Origin of the sequence: Streptomyces sp. NBC_01508, from assembly GCF_045040315.1 — a bacterium.
Classification (GTDB): domain Bacteria; phylum Actinomycetota; class Actinomycetes; order Streptomycetales; family Streptomycetaceae; genus Streptomyces.
Map to the genome: position 1 here is coordinate 7,041,678 of NZ_CP109419.1, position 15,770 is coordinate 7,057,447.

General features: G+C 68.2%; 15 protein-coding genes. 11 read left to right on the forward strand and 4 right to left on the reverse strand.

Annotated elements, in window-relative coordinates:
• The first annotated feature begins 85 nt into the window (after positions 1-85).
• The gene (locus OG700_RS32490; RefSeq protein WP_405619850.1) at positions 86-1,690 is read left to right on the forward strand and encodes an ABC transporter substrate-binding protein; all 1,605 of its coding nucleotides are present in this window, start codon (positions 86-88) and stop codon (positions 1,688-1,690) included.
• Between the two features lie 97 nt (positions 1,691-1,787).
• Here the strand turns inward: OG700_RS32490 and OG700_RS32495 are convergent, their stop codons facing one another.
• Entirely contained in the window at positions 1,788-2,462 is a 675-nt protein-coding gene (locus OG700_RS32495; protein ID WP_405619852.1) for a response regulator, read from the reverse strand.
• 82 nt (positions 2,463-2,544) lie between these two features.
• Complete coding sequence (locus OG700_RS32500; RefSeq protein WP_405622147.1) at positions 2,545-3,375, reverse strand: RecB family exonuclease; 831 nt, start codon at positions 3,373-3,375, stop codon at positions 2,545-2,547.
• Between the two features lie 123 nt (positions 3,376-3,498).
• On the opposite strand from OG700_RS32500, the gene OG700_RS32505 reads away from it, so the two are divergent.
• The 3 genes from OG700_RS32505 (at position 3,499) to OG700_RS32515 (ending at position 6,524) form a co-directional block, all read left to right on the forward strand.
• The gene (locus OG700_RS32505) at positions 3,499-4,785 is read left to right on the forward strand and encodes a site-2 protease family protein (protein WP_405619854.1); all 1,287 of its coding nucleotides are present in this window, start codon (positions 3,499-3,501) and stop codon (positions 4,783-4,785) included.
• Positions 4,786-4,837: 52 nt separating this feature from the next.
• Positions 4,838-5,740 (forward strand): tRNA (adenine-N1)-methyltransferase, encoded by a 903-nt coding sequence (locus OG700_RS32510; RefSeq protein WP_405619856.1) that lies wholly within the window; start codon positions 4,838-4,840, stop codon positions 5,738-5,740.
• Positions 5,741-5,936: 196 nt separating this feature from the next.
• Entirely contained in the window at positions 5,937-6,524 is a 588-nt protein-coding gene (locus tag OG700_RS32515; RefSeq protein WP_405619858.1) for a hypothetical protein, read from the forward strand.
• A 4-nt stretch (positions 6,525-6,528) separates the two neighbouring features.
• On the opposite strand, the gene OG700_RS32520 is transcribed toward OG700_RS32515, so the two are convergent.
• Positions 6,529-6,849, reverse strand: coding sequence for a ferredoxin (locus OG700_RS32520; protein ID WP_405619860.1), 321 nt, complete (start codon positions 6,847-6,849; stop codon positions 6,529-6,531).
• A gap of 253 nt (positions 6,850-7,102) precedes the next feature.
• Between OG700_RS32520 and arc the strand changes: the two genes are divergently transcribed.
• From arc to prcA, 6 genes are all read left to right on the forward strand, one after another.
• Positions 7,103-8,869: a proteasome ATPase gene (gene arc / locus OG700_RS32525; protein WP_405619862.1), complete on the forward strand. Its 1,767-nt coding sequence runs from the start codon at positions 7,103-7,105 to the stop codon at positions 8,867-8,869.
• A gap of 236 nt (positions 8,870-9,105) precedes the next feature.
• Positions 9,106-10,617, forward strand: a complete 1,512-nt coding sequence (dop, locus tag OG700_RS32530; RefSeq protein WP_405619864.1) for a depupylase/deamidase Dop — start codon at positions 9,106-9,108, stop codon at positions 10,615-10,617.
• Positions 10,618-10,751: 134 nt separating this feature from the next.
• Positions 10,752-10,970: a ubiquitin-like protein Pup gene (locus OG700_RS32535; RefSeq protein ID WP_405619866.1), complete on the forward strand. Its 219-nt coding sequence runs from the start codon at positions 10,752-10,754 to the stop codon at positions 10,968-10,970.
• A gap of 3 nt (positions 10,971-10,973) precedes the next feature.
• A complete protein-coding gene (locus OG700_RS32540) occupies positions 10,974-11,579 on the forward strand; it encodes an endonuclease VII domain-containing protein (RefSeq protein WP_405619868.1) in 606 nt (201 codons plus the stop codon).
• Positions 11,531-12,376: a proteasome subunit beta gene (gene prcB, locus OG700_RS32545; protein ID WP_405619870.1), complete on the forward strand. Its 846-nt coding sequence runs from the start codon at positions 11,531-11,533 to the stop codon at positions 12,374-12,376. The genes OG700_RS32540 and prcB overlap by 49 nt, the downstream gene beginning before the upstream one ends.
• Positions 12,377-12,428: 52 nt before the next feature.
• A complete protein-coding gene (gene prcA, locus OG700_RS32550) occupies positions 12,429-13,202 on the forward strand; it encodes a proteasome subunit alpha (protein ID WP_405619872.1) in 774 nt (257 codons plus the stop codon).
• A gap of 81 nt (positions 13,203-13,283) precedes the next feature.
• Here prcA and OG700_RS32555 read toward each other — a convergent pair whose 3' ends face one another.
• A complete protein-coding gene (locus OG700_RS32555) occupies positions 13,284-14,336 on the reverse strand; it encodes a LacI family DNA-binding transcriptional regulator (protein ID WP_405619874.1) in 1,053 nt (350 codons plus the stop codon).
• A 160-nt stretch (positions 14,337-14,496) separates the two neighbouring features.
• Here OG700_RS32555 and OG700_RS32560 point away from each other — a divergent pair, with 160 nt between their 5' ends.
• Positions 14,497-15,768, forward strand: coding sequence for an MFS transporter (locus tag OG700_RS32560; protein ID WP_405619876.1), 1,272 nt, complete (start codon positions 14,497-14,499; stop codon positions 15,766-15,768).
• Positions 15,769-15,770: the final 2 nt, after the last annotated feature.

Here is a 15,770-nt window from a genome sequence, read left to right on the forward strand (position 1 = left end):
GTGTGTTGTTCCGACGGTCAATCACGTCGCGAATTTCTCAACCACCGTTGTATCCAAGGGTGTTCGGATGAGGAGTGCGTCCAGGATGAAGCGCAGAAGTCTCGTGCTGCCGGTAGCGGCCGGTCTGCTCGCCCCGCTACTCGCCGCCTGCGGCGGCTCGGACGGCGCGTCCGGCAGCGGTGACGTGATCGTCGTCGGCACCACGGACCAGTTCACCGCCACCGCGGACTCCCCGGCACCCTTCGACCCGGCGTTCGCCTACGACACCGGCGCCTGGAACGTCCTGCGCCAGTCCCTCCAGACACTGATGCACATCCCGCGCGGCGGCGGCGCCCCCGTCCCCGAGGCCGCCTCCAACTGCCGCTTCTCGGACAACCAGAACGAGAGCTACCGCTGCGAGCTGCGCCAGGGGCTGAAGTTCGTCGGCGGCGCCGGGATCACCTCGCAGGACGTGAAGTTCTCCATCCAGCGCGTGATCGACATCAACTCCGAGGCCGGCGCGGTGGGCCTGCTCAAGAACATCGACACCATCGAGACACCCAGCGACTCCGAAGTCATCTTCCACCTCAAGACCCCCGACGCCACGTTCCCGTACAAGCTCTCGACACCCGTCACCGGCATCGTCGACCCCGCCTCGTACGACGGCAGGAAACTCCGCGACGGCTTCGACGTGAACGGCTCCGGCCCGTACCACGTCACGTCCGAAGTCGACGGCGACCGCGTCGTCAAGGCCGTCTTCACCAAGAACACCTCGTACAAGGGCGACCTCAAACTCCGCAACGACAAGGTCGAACTGCGCTCGTACCCCGACGCGGCGGCCATGGGCAAGGCACTCGACTCCGGCGAGATCGACCTCATGGCCCGCACCATGTCACCCGGCCAGATCGAGGAGATGTCCGCCGAACCCAAGGCCGGCGTCGAACTCACCGAGATGCCCGGCCTGGAGATCCGCTACCTCGCCTTCGACACCGACGAGCCCGTCGTCAAGGACAAGGCCGTACGCCAGGCCGTCGCCTCCCTCGTCGACCGCGGCCAGATCGCCTCCGAGGTGTACGGCTCCACGGCCGAACCGCTCTACTCGCTCATCCCGGCGACCATCACCTCCCACACCAACTCGTTCTTCAACAAGTACGGCGAGCCCGACCGGGCCGAGGCCGCGCGGCTCCTCGAAGACGCCGGTGTCGACACACCCGTGAAGTTCACCCTGAACTACACCACCGACCACTACGGCGAAGCCACCGCCAAGGAGTTCGAGACACTCCAGAGGCAACTCAACGCCGGCGGACTGTTCGACGTCGACATCAAGGGCACCGAATGGTCCAAGTTCCGCCCCGCCCAGACACGCGGCGACTACACCGTCTACGGCATGGGCTGGTTCCCCGACTTCCCCGACCCGGACAACTACATCGCGCCGTTCCTCGACGAGGACAACTTCCTCAACGCGCCGTACGTGAACAAGCAGGTCAGCGGGCACCTCATCCCGCAGTCACGCAGCGAGGCCGAGCGCAGCGCCGCCGCCAAGGACTTCGCGCGGATACAGGACATCGTCGCCGAGGACGTGCCGGTGCTGCCCCTGTGGCAGGGCAAGCAGTACGTGGCCGCCGCCGACGACATCTCCGGCGTGGAATGGGCCCTCAACCCCTCCGGTGAACTGCTGGTCTGGGAACTGGGCACCGGCAGCGCCGTCTGACCGGCCCGACAGCAAGTACCGGCAGTCGGACAGAGGTCCCCGGCATCGATGTGATGCCGGGGACCTCTCCCGTACAGCTCCTACGCGCTGCCGACGCCTACGACTGGGCGCCGGGGCGCACCAGACCACTCTCGTACGCGTACACGGCCGCCTGGACGCGGTCACGCAGACTCAGCTTGGTCAGCACATGACCCACATGCGTCTTCACCGTCGTCTCGCTGACGAACAGGTCCGCCGCGATCTCCGCGTTCGACAACCCGCGCGCCACCAGCTTGAGCACCTCGACCTCGCGCTCGGTCAGCGTGTGCAGCGTGTCCGGCACCTGCTCGTCGCCGGACGGCAGATGGTCCGCGTACTTGTCGAGCAGCCTGCGCGTGATGCTCGGCGCCAGCATCGCCTCACCCTCGGCCACCACCCGGATCGCCTGCACCAGCTCGTTCGCGGGCGCGTCCTTCAACAGAAAGCCACTCGCCCCGGCCCGCAGCGCCTCCACCACATACTCGTCCAGATCGAACGTCGTCAGCACCAGCACCTTCGCCGGGCCGTCCTTACCGGGACCGGTGATCTGACGCGTCGCCTCGACACCGTCCATCCGCGGCATCCGGATGTCCATCAGCACCACATCGGGCTGAAGCGCCCGGACCTGGTCGATCGCCTGGAGGCCGTCACCGGCCTCGCCGACGACCGCGATGTCCTGCTCGGCCTCCAAGATCATCCGGAAGCCGGTACGCAGCAGCGGCTGGTCATCGACCAGTAGGACGCGGATCGCCACGGGATCTCCTTCGGTAGACCGATCCCGATCCATTCTGCCTTGAGCACCCGTCCACGGACGCGGCGGGCACACACCGCCCCCGCTACACCCCCCGAGCCGGCTCGGCGGAGACGACCGGCCCGGCGGCCGGAACCGGCTCCGCGTCCTGCGCCGGCGGCACCGACAACGGATACACCGGGGGAGTACCACCGAACTCCGGACACACCGCCTGATGGTCGCACCAGCCGCACAGCTTCGTCGGCCTGGGCCGCCAGTCGCCCGTCTCCGTCGCCTGCCTGATCGCGTCCCACAGCGCCAGCAGCTTCCGCTCGACACGCTCCAGATCCGCCTCCACCGGGTCGTACGTCAGCACATCACCACTGCCCAGATAGACCAGCTGAAGCCGCCGCGGCACCACCCGCTTCAGCCGCCACACCACCAGCGCGTAGAACTTCATCTGGAACAGCGCGCCCTCCGCGTACTCAGGACGCGGCGCCTTTCCTGTCTTGTAGTCCACGATCCGCACCTCACCCGACGGCGCCACATCCACCCGGTCGATCACCCCCCGCAGCCGCAACCCCGACTCCAGCTCCGTCTCCACGAACAACTCACGCTCCGCCGGCTCCAACCGCGTCGGATCCTCCAGCGAGAACCACCGCTCGACCAGCCGCTCGGCATCCGACAACCAGCGCGTCAGCCGCTCACCGCCCTCGTCCCCCGCGAACAGCTCACCCAGCTCCGGCCTCGACTCCAGCAGCCGGTCCCACTGCCCGGGCACCATCGACCTGGCCCGCGGCGCCGTACGCTCGACAGCGGGATCGTCGAACAACCTCTCCAGCACCGCGTGCACCAGCGTCCCGCGCGTCGCCGCCTCGCTCGGCTTCTCCGGCAGCTTGTCGATCACCCGGAACCGGTACAGCAGAGGGCACTGCATGAAGTCACTCGCACGCGACGGCGACAGCGACGTGGGCTGCTGACTCGTACTCATGACGCAGACCCTACGGCCCGCCACCGACAGCGAGCGGAATACCATCGACGCAAGACCCTCGCACACAGCATGATCGAGCGAGCGACGGCGCCGCAACGAAGGGAAGACGTGAAAAAGGACGACGAGAGCGGCGAGAGCAAGAGGCCGCGGTCCGGTCCTGAGGACGCGCCCCCCGGCGGCAAGCGGAAGCGGCCCGAAGACCCCGGCGGCGGGATCCTGATGGGCCGCCCCTTCGGCGTACCCGTCTACGTCGCCCCCAGCTGGTTCCTGGTCGCCGCCCTCATCACCTGGGTCTTCGGCGGCCAGCTCGACCGCGTCCTGCCCGAACTCGGCAACCTCCGCTACCTCGTCGCACTCTTCTTCGCCGTCGCCTTCTACGCCTCCGTACTCGTCCACGAACTGGCCCACACCGTCGTCGCACTGCGCTACGGACTCCCCGTACGCCGCATCCAGCTCCAGTTCTTCGGCGGCGTCTCCGAAATCGAGAAGGAATCGGAGACCCCCGGCCGCGAATTCGTACTCGCCTTCGTCGGCCCCCTGCTCTCCCTCGTCCTCGCCGGCCTCTTCTACCTCACGATGGCGGCCGTCGAACCCGGCACCGTCCCCGGCGTCCTCCTCGCCGGCCTGATGATCTCCAACCTCATCGTCGCCGCCTTCAACCTGCTGCCCGGCCTGCCACTGGACGGCGGCCGGATGCTGCGCGCCGTCGTCTGGAAGATCACCGGCAAACCCATGGCAGGCACCGTCGCCGCCGCCTGGGTCGGCAGAGCCCTCGCCGTCGCCGTCCTCATCGGCCTCCCGCTGCTCACCCACACCGGCGCCCTCGGCAACTCCACCAAGGACATCGGCGGCATGGAGACCGTCACCGACGCACTCCTCGCGGCCATCCTCGCCGCCATCATCTGGACCGGCGCCGGCAACAGCCTGCGCATGGCCCGCCTACGCGAACACCTGCCCGAACTCCAGGCCCGCGCCCTCACCCGCCGCGCCGTCCCCGTCGAATCGGCCACCCCCCTCTCCGAGGCACTGCGCCGCGCCAACGAAGCCGGCGCCCGCGCCCTCGTCGTCGTCGACGGACAAGGCGAACCGACCGCCCTGGTCCGCGAGGCGGCCATCGTCGGCGTCCCACCCCACCGCCGCCCCTGGGTCGCCGTCAGCGGGCTCGCCCACGACCTCACCGACGGCATGAAAGTCCCCGCCGAACTCGCCGGAGAAGCACTCCTCGACCGCCTCCGCGCCAACCCCGCCACCGAATACCTCGTCGTCGAAGACACCGGCGAGATCTACGGAGTCCTGTCCACCGCCGACGTCGAACGCGCCTTCGTCGCCGCCATGGCCAGGCCCGACGCCAAATAAGGCCCCCCACGCCAGGTGAGGAAGCCCCAAATGGAGCAGGTAGTCTGACCGCATGTCCGAACCGACCGGTGCCGCCCGTCGTCGCGGCCCCTTCAAGGTCGGGGACCAGGTTCAGCTCACCGACCCCAAGGGACGCCACTACACCTTCACGCTCGAAGCGGGGAAGAATTTCCACACCCACAAGGGTTCCTTCCCCCACGACGAGCTGATCGGTGCTCCCGAGGGCAGTGTTGTCCGCACCACGGGAAACGTCGCCTACCTCGCGCTGCGCCCCCTGCTCCCCGACTACGTCCTGTCCATGCCCCGCGGCGCCGCCGTGGTCTACCCCAAGGACGCGGGCCAGATCCTGGCCTTCGCCGACATCTTCCCCGGCGCCCGCATCGTCGAAGCCGGAGTGGGATCGGGCTCGCTCAGCAGCTTCCTGCTGCGCGCCATCGGCGACCAGGGCATGCTGCACTCCTACGAGCGCCGGCAGGACTTCGCCGACATCGCCCAGCAGAACGTGGAACGCTACTTCGGCGGCCCGCACCCCGCCTGGCAGCTCACCGTCGGCGACCTCCAGGACAACCTCAGCGACACCGAGGTCGACCGGGTCATCCTCGACATGCTCGCGCCGTGGGAATGCGTCGAACCGGTGTCGAAGGCGCTCGTACCCGGCGGCATCCTCTGCGCGTACGTCGCCACCACCACCCAGCTCGCCCGCACCGTCGAGACGATCCGCGAACACGGCTCGTTCAACGAACCGGCCGCCTGGGAATCGATGGTCCGCAACTGGCACGTCGAAGGACTCGCCGTACGCCCCGACCACCGCATGATCGGCCACACCGGCTTCCTGATCACCGCCCGCCGCCTCGCCGACGGCGTCGAGCCGCCCCTGCGCCGCCGCCGCCCCTCCAAGGGCGCCTACGGCGACGACTACGACGGCCCGGGGAGCGGCAGCGGCTCCCGAACCTGAGCCGGCGTCACCGCCCGGCCCGAAAGCCCGGACGACCACAACACCTCAGCGCCGCCGCCCAGTTCACGTCCGCCCAACGCGAACTCGGCGGCGGCATCTTCACGTTGGCCTTACGGACCCCGCTGTTCCGCCGCACTGTGACGTGTGGCACCATTCTCGCCACCCCCACCGGCAACGCCTTCACAGGAGACACCGCGTGCAGATCTCCGACCTCCCGGACCTCGCGCACACCCGCCCGCGCCCGGTGCACTGGCTCGCCACAGCCACCGCGATGGCCGCCGTCGTGGCCGCCGCCGGCCTGCTCCAGCCCGACGCCGCCACCGCCAACCAGCCCGGCTCCACGACCACCGCACGCACCACCCCGAACACGGCACCACCACCCGCGCCCGACACCACCACCGTCGACTTCCCACTCGCATGCGGTGGCGCGAAAGCACTGGTCACGAAGGAAGCCACCGGAGACCTCGACGGCGACGGCCACCCCGAGACCGTGGCAGCCGCCCGCTGCGACGCCGGATCAGGCACCCCGCCCAGCGGCCTCTACGTACTCACCGCGACGAAAGACGCGGGCGCGCCCCGCATCGTCGCCACCCTCGTGGACCCCGCCGACCGGCAGAGCGTCACCGACCTGGACATACGCGACGGCCTCGTCCAGGCACGGCTCCTCGGCTACTCAGGACCGGACGTACCCGGCTGCTGCCCCGACGAGGACCGGCGCCTGACCTGGGAATGGAAGAACGGCGGCTTCACACGGAGCGCCCAGAACGCGTCACGCCCCGTCTGACCCGTCACTCGGCGTCGGGACCGTACACCTCGACACTGTCCGAGACGCGCCGTACATGAATGCAGTCACCCGGGCACTCCTTCGCCGAGTCGACCACGTCCTTGAGGATCGGCAGCGGCACCCGCGTAGTGGCACCGGGCGACTGAAGCAACTCGTCGTCGGCACTCTTCACATAAGCGAGCCCGTCGATGTCCAGCTCGAAGACATCGGGCGCGTACTGGGCACAGATCCCGTCCCCGGTGCACAGGTCCTGGTCGATCCATACCTCAAGCGGCTCGCCGCCCTCGGTGACGGCGTCGGTCGGAGCCTGCTGCTGCACGGTCATATCTCCTGCCGTTTCCTGCGTGGGGTGAGGCAATCTGGGGCAAGTCGCGCCAGCCCTGACGGGTGTTGAACACTCCGACGATACAACCGGCCGCTTTCCGATGTTGAACGGTGGGTATTCCCCTGGCGTGAGGGAGAGCGCAAGGGTGAAGATCGGACACACCCCGACAGTCTTTGTGATCTAGGGGTTTTAATCACCACCTACCCAGGTAGGGTCAGGAAGCGTCCAGCTCCCCTTGGAGGAGGTGAGGACCGTGGCAGCCCACGACGACGACATCAACCGCGGCATCCGGCCCGGGCGGGGGTCCGAAGACCCAGCCGGCCAGGTTGCCTATCTCGAGCAGGAAATCGCCGTCCTGCGACGTAAGCTCGCCGACTCTCCGCGTCATACGAGAATTCTCGAAGAGCGGATCGTCGAACTGCAGACAAACCTGGCAGGCGTGTCCGCGCAGAACGAGCGGCTCGCCAACACGCTCCGTGAGGCCCGCGACCAGATCGTGGCCCTCAAGGAAGAGGTCGACCGGCTCGCACAGCCGCCAGCCGGCTTCGGAGTCTTCCTGCACGCCAACGAGGACGGTACGGCCGACATCTTCACCGGGGGCCGCAAGCTCCGGGTGAACGTCAGCCCCGGCGTCGAGCTCGAAGAGCTCCGACGCGGCCAGGAAGTCATGCTCAACGAGGCCCTCAACGTGGTCGAGGCCATGGAATTCGAGCGGGCCGGGGACATCGTCACCCTCAAGGAAATCCTTGAGGACGGCGAGCGCGCCCTGGTCGTCGGGCACACCGACGAAGAACGGGTGGTACGGCTCGCGGAGCCGCTGCTGGACATCACCATCCGCTCCGGCGACGCCCTCCTGCTCGAACCACGCTCCGGCTACGTCTACGAAGTGGTTCCCAAGAGCGAGGTCGAAGAACTCGTCCTCGAAGAGGTCCCCGACGTCGACTACAGCAAGATCGGCGGTCTCGGCGGCCAGATCGAAATGATCCGCGACGCCGTCGAGCTCCCTTACCTCTACCCCGACCTCTTCAAAGAGCACGAACTGCGCCCACCGAAGGGCATCCTGCTCTACGGCCCCCCCGGCTGCGGCAAGACCCTCATCGCCAAGGCCGTCGCCAACTCCCTTGCCAAAAAGGTCGCCGAGGTGAGCGGCAGGCCCGCGGGGAAGAGCTACTTCCTCAACATCAAGGGCCCCGAACTCCTCAACAAATACGTCGGCGAGACCGAGCGGCACATTCGCCTGGTCTTCCAGCGCGCCCGCGAGAAGGCCAGCGAAGGCACCCCCGTCATCGTCTTCTTCGACGAGATGGAATCCCTCTTCCGCACCCGCGGCTCCGGCGTCAGCTCGGACGTGGAGAACACCATCGTCCCCCAGCTTCTCGCCGAGATCGACGGTGTGGAGGGCCTGGAGAACGTCATCGTCATCGGCGCCTCCAACCGCGAGGACATGATCGATCCCGCGATCCTGCGGCCGGGCCGACTCGACGTGAAGATCAAGATCGAGCGTCCCGACGCGGAGGCGGCGAAGGACATCTTCGCGAAGTACCTCCGCTCCTCCCTGCCCCTGCACGAGGACGACCTGTCCGAACACAAGGGCTCGCCCGATTCCACCGTCCAGGCCATGATCCAGTCGGTCGTCGAGCGGATGTACACCGAGTCCGAGGAGAACCGCTTCCTCGAAGTCACCTACGCGAACGGCGACAAGGAAGTCCTCTACTTCAAGGACTTCAACTCCGGCGCGATGATCCAGAACATCGTCGACCGGGCCAAGAAGATGGCCATCAAGGACTTCCTCGACGAGAACCAACGAGGACTCCGCGTCGCCCACCTCCTCCAGGCCTGCGTGGACGAGTTCAAGGAGAACGAGGACCTGCCCAACACCACCAACCCCGACGACTGGGCCCGCATCTCCGGCAAGAAGGGCGAGCGGATCGTCTTCATCCGCACCCTGGTGACCGGAAAACAAGGCGCGGACACCGGACGCTCCATCGACACCGTGGCGAACACCGGACAGTACCTGTAAGACACAGACCGGCTGCGGATGTCCGGACGGGCATCCGCAGCCGGCTGCTTTCCCCGTTCCTTTCACGACACCAGGGCAATGACGGAAACGATCTCCCCACCAGTGCAATGGCGTTCTAGGCTCTTCGGTACCGCCGCGTCGCGCAGTGCGGGGACGGGCACCGCACACGCACCGGAGAGACAGCGGTACTTGAGCGCCGTTCCCGAAGGGGAGCGCCGCCGGGCAAGGAGGGCCGCATGACCGTACGGCGAGTAATGGGCATCGAGACGGAGTACGGCATCTCCGTCCCCGGCCAACCGAACGCCAATGCCATGCTCACCTCGTCCCAGATCGTCAACGCCTACGCGGCGGCGATGCACAGGGCGCGCCGCGCCCGCTGGGACTTCGAGGAGGAGAACCCCCTGCGGGACGCACGAGGCTTCGACCTCGCCCGTGAGGCCGCCGAGTCCAGCCAGCTCACCGATGAGGACATCGGGCTGGCCAATGTGATCCTCACCAACGGCGCGCGGCTCTACGTCGACCACGCGCACCCCGAGTACAGCTCCCCGGAGATCACCAACCCGCGTGACGCCGTCCTGTGGGACAAGGCCGGCGAACGCGTCATGGCCGAGGCCGCCGAGCGCGCCGGACAACTCCCCGGCGCCCAGCCGATCCTCCTCTACAAGAACAACACCGACAACAAGGGCGCCTCGTACGGCACGCACGAGAACTACCTGATGAAGCGGGAGACCCCGTTCTCGGACATCGTGCGCCACCTCACGCCGTTCTTCGTCTCGCGACAGGTCGTCACCGGCGCCGGCCGGGTGGGCATCGGCCAGGACGGCCACGAACACGGCTTCCAGATCAGCCAGCGGGCCGACTACTTCGAGGTCGAGGTCGGCCTGGAGACCACCCTCAAACGGCCCATCATCAACACCAGGGACGAGCCGCACTCGGACGCCGAGAAATACCGCAGGCTCCACGTGATCATCGGCGACGCGAATCTCTCGGAGATCTCCACCTATCTCAAGCTCGGGACGACATCGCTGGTCCTGTCCATGATCGAGGACGGGTTCATCAACGTCGACCTGGCCGTGGACCAGCCCGTGCGCACGCTCCACCAGGTCTCGCACGACCCGTCCCTGGCCCGTCTGATCACTCTCCGCAGCGGCCGGACACTCACCGCGGTGCAGCTCCAGATGGAGTATTTCGAACTGGCGCGCAAATACGTCGAGGAGCGCTACGGCGCCGACGCCGACGAGCAGACCAGGGATGTCCTCGGCCGCTGGGAAGACACGCTCAACCGGCTGGAGAACGACCCGATGAGCCTGTCGGGCGAACTGGACTGGGTCACCAAGAAGGAGATCCTGGAGGGCTACCGCCGCCGCGACAGCCTGGAGTGGGACGCGGCACGGCTGCATCTGGTGGATCTCCAGTACGCGGACGTACGCCCCGAGAAGGGCCTGTACAACCGCCTGGTGGCCCGCGGCAAGATGAGCAGGCTCCTGGACGAACCGGACGTCGAACGGGCCGAGACGAAGCCCCCTGAGGACACCCGCGCCTACTTCCGCGGCCGCTGCCTGGAGCAGTACGCGGACGACGTGGCCGCGGCCTCCTGGGACTCGGTCATCTTCGACCTGCCGGGCCGGGACTCCCTCCAGCGGGTGCCCACCATGGAACCTCTCCGGGGCACCCGTAACCACGTGAAAGCGCTCCTGGACCGGTGCCGTACGGCCGAAGACCTGGTCCGGGTGCTCTCGGGCGGCTGAAATGGTCCCGGCCCGGGAATCATGGAGATGGCCCCCGGACGTTGTACGAACTGCGGGGCCGATGTCGGACCCTGCTTGTAGGGTCGGATCTTGAAGGTCACATCGAGCGGGGCGAACCGAGCGGGGTGAGGGTTATGGCGACCAAGGACACCGACGGCGGGCAGCAGAAGGCGACGCGTTCCACCGAGGAGGTCGAGGAGCAGACCGAGGACGTACAGCAGTCCGAGGACCTCAAGGAACGCCAGGAGAAACTGTCGGACGACGTGGACTCCGTGCTGGACGAGATCGACGACGTACTCGAGGAGAATGCCGAGGACTTTGTTCGAAGCTTCGTACAAAAAGGCGGAGAGTGAACGATGGGCGATCCGCCGGACGAGAAGCAGTGCGCGGGTTGTCGCCGCACCCTGCGACTCAGCTCCTTCGCGGCGGACAGGAATAGGCGGGACGGTCTCCAAACGCGGTGTCGGCAGTGTGTGGCGGAGTACAGCGCCATGCGCTACCGGCGCCGCCAGCAGGCCGAAGGCAAGGTCGTCCGCGAGAAGGTGGACGTGCCTACGGGCCACAAGCTTTGCTGGATTTGCGGCGTGGTCAAACCGCACAGCGAATGGCACCGAAATTCCAGCGCGTCGGACGGATTGTCCACGCGGTGCAAGTCATGCCGGGCAGCCCAAGGTCGCGCGGGCCACCTCAAGCGGCAGTACGGCATCACCGAGGCCCAGCGCGACGAGATGATCGCCTCGCAGATGGGCATCTGCGTCATCTGTCTGTCCGCCCCCGCCGCACATGTGGATCACTGCCACGAGACGGGTAGGGTCCGGGGCGTACTGTGCTTCAACTGCAATTCGGCCATTGGCAAGTTGGGCGATGATCCCGACACCCTGCGCCGTGCCATCGCATACCTGGAGGGAAACGCGTGGAAGCCAACACTCGTAGCACCGGGCGTCTACCGGCTGCCTTCCTGACGCCCGGGTCGGCCTCGTTCATGGACTTTCTGTCCGTCCACTCGCCGGAGATCCTGCCCGGCAACCGGGTGCTGCCGCCCGTCCAGGGTGCGATCGAGGCGCCGCACGGGACGACCATCGTCGCCGTGACGTTCGCGGGTGGGGTCATCCTCGCCGGTGACCGGCGGGCGACCATGGGCAACATGATCGCGCAGCGCGACATCGAGAAGGTCTTTCCGGCCGATGAGTACTCGGCCGTGGGCATCGCGGGTACGGCGGGTCTGGCCGTGGAGATGGTCAAGCTCTTCCAGCTGGAGCTGGAGCACTTCGAGAAGGTCGAGGGCGCGCAGCTCTCGTTCGAGGGCAAGGCCAACCGGCTGTCCACCATGATCCGCGGCAATCTCGCGATGGCCATGCAGGGGCTGGCCGTCGTTCCGCTCTTCGCCGGCTGGGACGTGGACCGGGAGAAGGGCCGCATCTTCTCGTACGACGTGACGGGCGGCCGTTCCGAGGAGCACGGGTACGCGTCCACGGGGTCGGGTTCGCTCTTCGCGCGTGGTGCGATGAAGAAGCTGTTCCGTGAGGGGCTGACGGAGGAGCAGGCCATCACTCTCGTCATCCAGGCGCTCTATGACGCGGCTGACGACGATTCGGCCACCGGTGGTCCGGATGTCGCCCGCAAGATCTATCCGATCGTCAACATCATGAGCGACGAGGGTTTCCGCAGGGTGACCGATGAGGAGTCGTCCCGGGTCGCCCGCACGATCATCGAGCGCCGGCTGGAGCAGCCCGACGGCCCGCGCGCCGAACTGCTCTGACGCCGGTCCCCGCTGAATAGACATGTCACTGACAGGAAGGGACGGATAGCCGGTGTCGACGCCGTTCTATGTCTCACCCCAGCAGGCCATGGCCGACCGGGCGGAGTACGCCCGTAAGGGCATCGCCCGCGGTCGCAGCCTGGTTGTGCTGCAGTACGCCGACGGCATCGTCTTCGTCGGTGAGAACCCGTCCCGCGCGCTGCACAAGTTCAGCGAGATCTATGACCGGATCGGTTTCGCCGCCGCCGGTAAGTACAACGAGTACGAGAATCTGCGCATCGGTGGTGTCCGTTACGCGGATCTGCGTGGATACACCTACGACCGTGACGATGTGACGGCCCGTGGGCTCGCCAATGTGTACGCGCAGACGCTCGGCACGATCTTCTCCAGTGCCGGTGAGAAGCCGTACGAGGTGGAGTTGGTTGTCGCCGAGGTGGGTCCGACGGCCGACGGCGACCAGATCTACCGGTTGCCGCATGACGGGTCGATCGTGGACGAGCACGGCTCGGTGGCTGTCGGTGGCAGCTCGGAGCAGATCAGCACGTTCCTGGATCAGCAGCACCGCGACGGGATGTCGCTCGCCGAGGCGTTGAAGCTGGCGGTCCAGGCCCTGTCCCGCGACACCAACGGGAGTGAGCGGGAGATCCCCGCGGAGCGGCTGGAGGTGGCGGTCCTGGATCGCACTCGGCCGCAGCAGCGCAAGTTCAAGCGTGTCGTGGGCCGGCAGCTTGCCCGGTTGCTGGAGGCGGACGGTGCGGCGTCCACGCCGACGGACGCTCCCTCGGACATCGAGGGGTCGGAGGAGTCCGGCGACGCCGAGGAGTGAGTGGCGCGGTCTGTGACGGTGCCCCGAACCGCCTGCGCGGGGTTCGGGGCACCGGTCTGTCCGGGGTGGCGAGGCCCGTGCTCAGGCCGGTGGGGGTGCGGTCGAGCCGCGGAGGACCAGCGAGACGGGCAGGACGGTGTTCTCGGGCCTTTGTCCGTCGAGGATGGACAGGAGCGCCGACATCCCGTGCTCGCCGACCTGCTCGGCGGGCAGTCGGACGGTGGTCAGTTCCGGTTCCACCGCTGTCGCGAGGGCGAGGTCGTCGAAGCCGGTGACGGAGAGGTCGTCGGGTACTCGCAGGCCGAGTTTCCGTGCGGCTTTGACGGCGCCCGCCGCCAGGACGTCGCTGTCGCAGATCAGGGCGGTGGGTCGGGGGCCGGGGCCGCTGAGGGCCCGTTCGGCCGCTGCGCGTGCCGCGTGCACTTCCAGGGGGGAGGGCACGGTGCGTACGAGTGCCCCGGGGATGTCGCGTACCGCTTCGGCCAGTGTGTCGGCGCGCACGGTGAAGGTCCAGGAGGTCACGGCGGAGGCGAGGTGGGTGATGCGGCGGTGGCCCAGGGCGAGCAGATGGTCTGTCACCTGCCGCATGGCGTCCGCGATGTCGAGGTTGACGTGTGCGGCGGCGCCGGATCCGGTGGGGTCGCTGTCGAGCATGACCAGGGGCAGGTCGGCTCCCCGGATGGTGGCGAGCGCCTCGGTCGCCATGGAGGAGGCGATCACTCCGTCCAGTGCGGCGCGTGCCGACGAGAACGGGTCCTTGGCGGGGCCGATGCCTTCGGGTGACGGGTAGAGGACCACGCCGAAGCTGTGCTCGGCGGCGACGGTCGCGGCGCCGGTGTAGACGCGGGCGAAGAACTCGTTGGTGAGTGCGGGGACCACGAGGAGTGCGGTCCTGGTGCGGCCGAGGCGGAGGTTGCGGGCGGCGAGGTTGGGCCGGTAGCCGAGTTCGCGTGCCGTGTCCCGGACGAGTTCTGCTGTGCGTTCGGAGACGCGGCCGGGCCATTTGTCGGCGAGTACGAGGGAGACGGTGGCCTGCGAGACCCCGGCGACGCGTGCGACGTCCTTGCTGGTGGGCCGGGCGGGGCGGGCGGCGGTGCCGGGGCCGGGGCGGTCCGTGCCGGGCGGCTGTGCCATGGGTGTCGTCCTCCGTGGTGGCTGTCGCGGGTGGGGGCACCGGGCCGTGCGCCCCTGAAGGGGGTGGACCCGCGGGCTGCGGTCATGGTACGTATGACGCTCGAAGTTATACGTAAAACTTGCTTGTGCCGGGTGAAACCGGGGGAAGAGAAGGGGAGTCATGGCCGCAGGCTATGTGGACATTCTCAAGGCACCGCACGCCGCACGACTGCTCACCGGCACGCTCGTCGGACGGCTGCCCAGCGCCACCGGGCACATCGCGATCGTCCTGTTCACCCGCGACGCGGGCGGCAGCTACACCCTCGCGGGGGCCCTGGCGGCCGTCTACGGGCTCTCCACCGCGATCGGCCAGCCGCTGCTCGGCCGCGCCGTGGACCTGGTGGGCCAGCCGCGGGTACAGCTCCCCGCCGCGTTCCTCTCCGCTCTGGGCATGGTGTTCCTGGCCGTCACCGGAATCGACCCGCTGATCCTCGCCTACGCGGCGGTCGTCGTCGCCGGCTTCTTCACCCCGCCGCTCGAAGGCGGTCTGCGGGCGCTGTGGCCCAGTGTGCTCGGCCGGGAGGACCGGGTGCACCGGGCGTACGCCATGGACGCCGTGGCGCAGGAGGTGATGTTCACGGCGGGCCCGCTGCTGGTCACGCTCCTCGTCGCCGTCCGGTCGCCGAGCGCCGCCCTGCTGGTGATCAACGCCATCGGTGTCCTCGGCGCGCTCACGGTCGTGCTCTCCAAGCCCTCGCGTGCCTGGCGCTCGGCACCGCGGGAGGCGCACTGGCTCGGCGCCCTGCGCTCACCGGGCCTCCTCGCGCTCCTCGCCGCCTTCCTCTTCATCGGGCTGGCGCTCGGCTCCATCACCGTCGCCGGCGTCGCGTACGCCGACGATCAGGGCCGTGAGTCCGTGTACGGCTGGCTGATGGCGGCCCTGGGGCTCGGCGCGCTGGTGGGTGGCCTCGGGTACGGAGCCAGGCAGTGGACCGGTACGCCCGAGCGCAGGCTGTTGTGGATCACCGCGCTGCTCGCCGTGGGCTATCTGCCCCTGATGCTCACCCCCGGCGTCGTGGCGATGACCGCGCTCGCCGCCCTGTCCGGTGTCTTCCTGGCGCCCGCGCTGGCCTGTGCCTTCGTCGTGGTCGACCGGCACGCCCCGCGCGGCACCGTCACGGAGGCGTTCTCCTGGCTGGTGACGACCTTCGGTGTCGGTGCCGCGTTCGGTACGGGGGCGGCGGGCCCGGCCATCGAACTCGCCGGGACATCGGCGAGCTTCGCCGTCGCGGGGGCGGGTGGTGTCGCCGCGCTGCTCGTTCTGCTGGCCACCCAGCGGGTCCTCGCGGTTCCCGGCGGTGACGCCGGAGGTGACGTCACCGGGGAGGCCGGTTACGAAAATGATCGCAACGGTGCGGCCCAACACGGTTTCAGCTCAGGCCATCAGGCGTAATG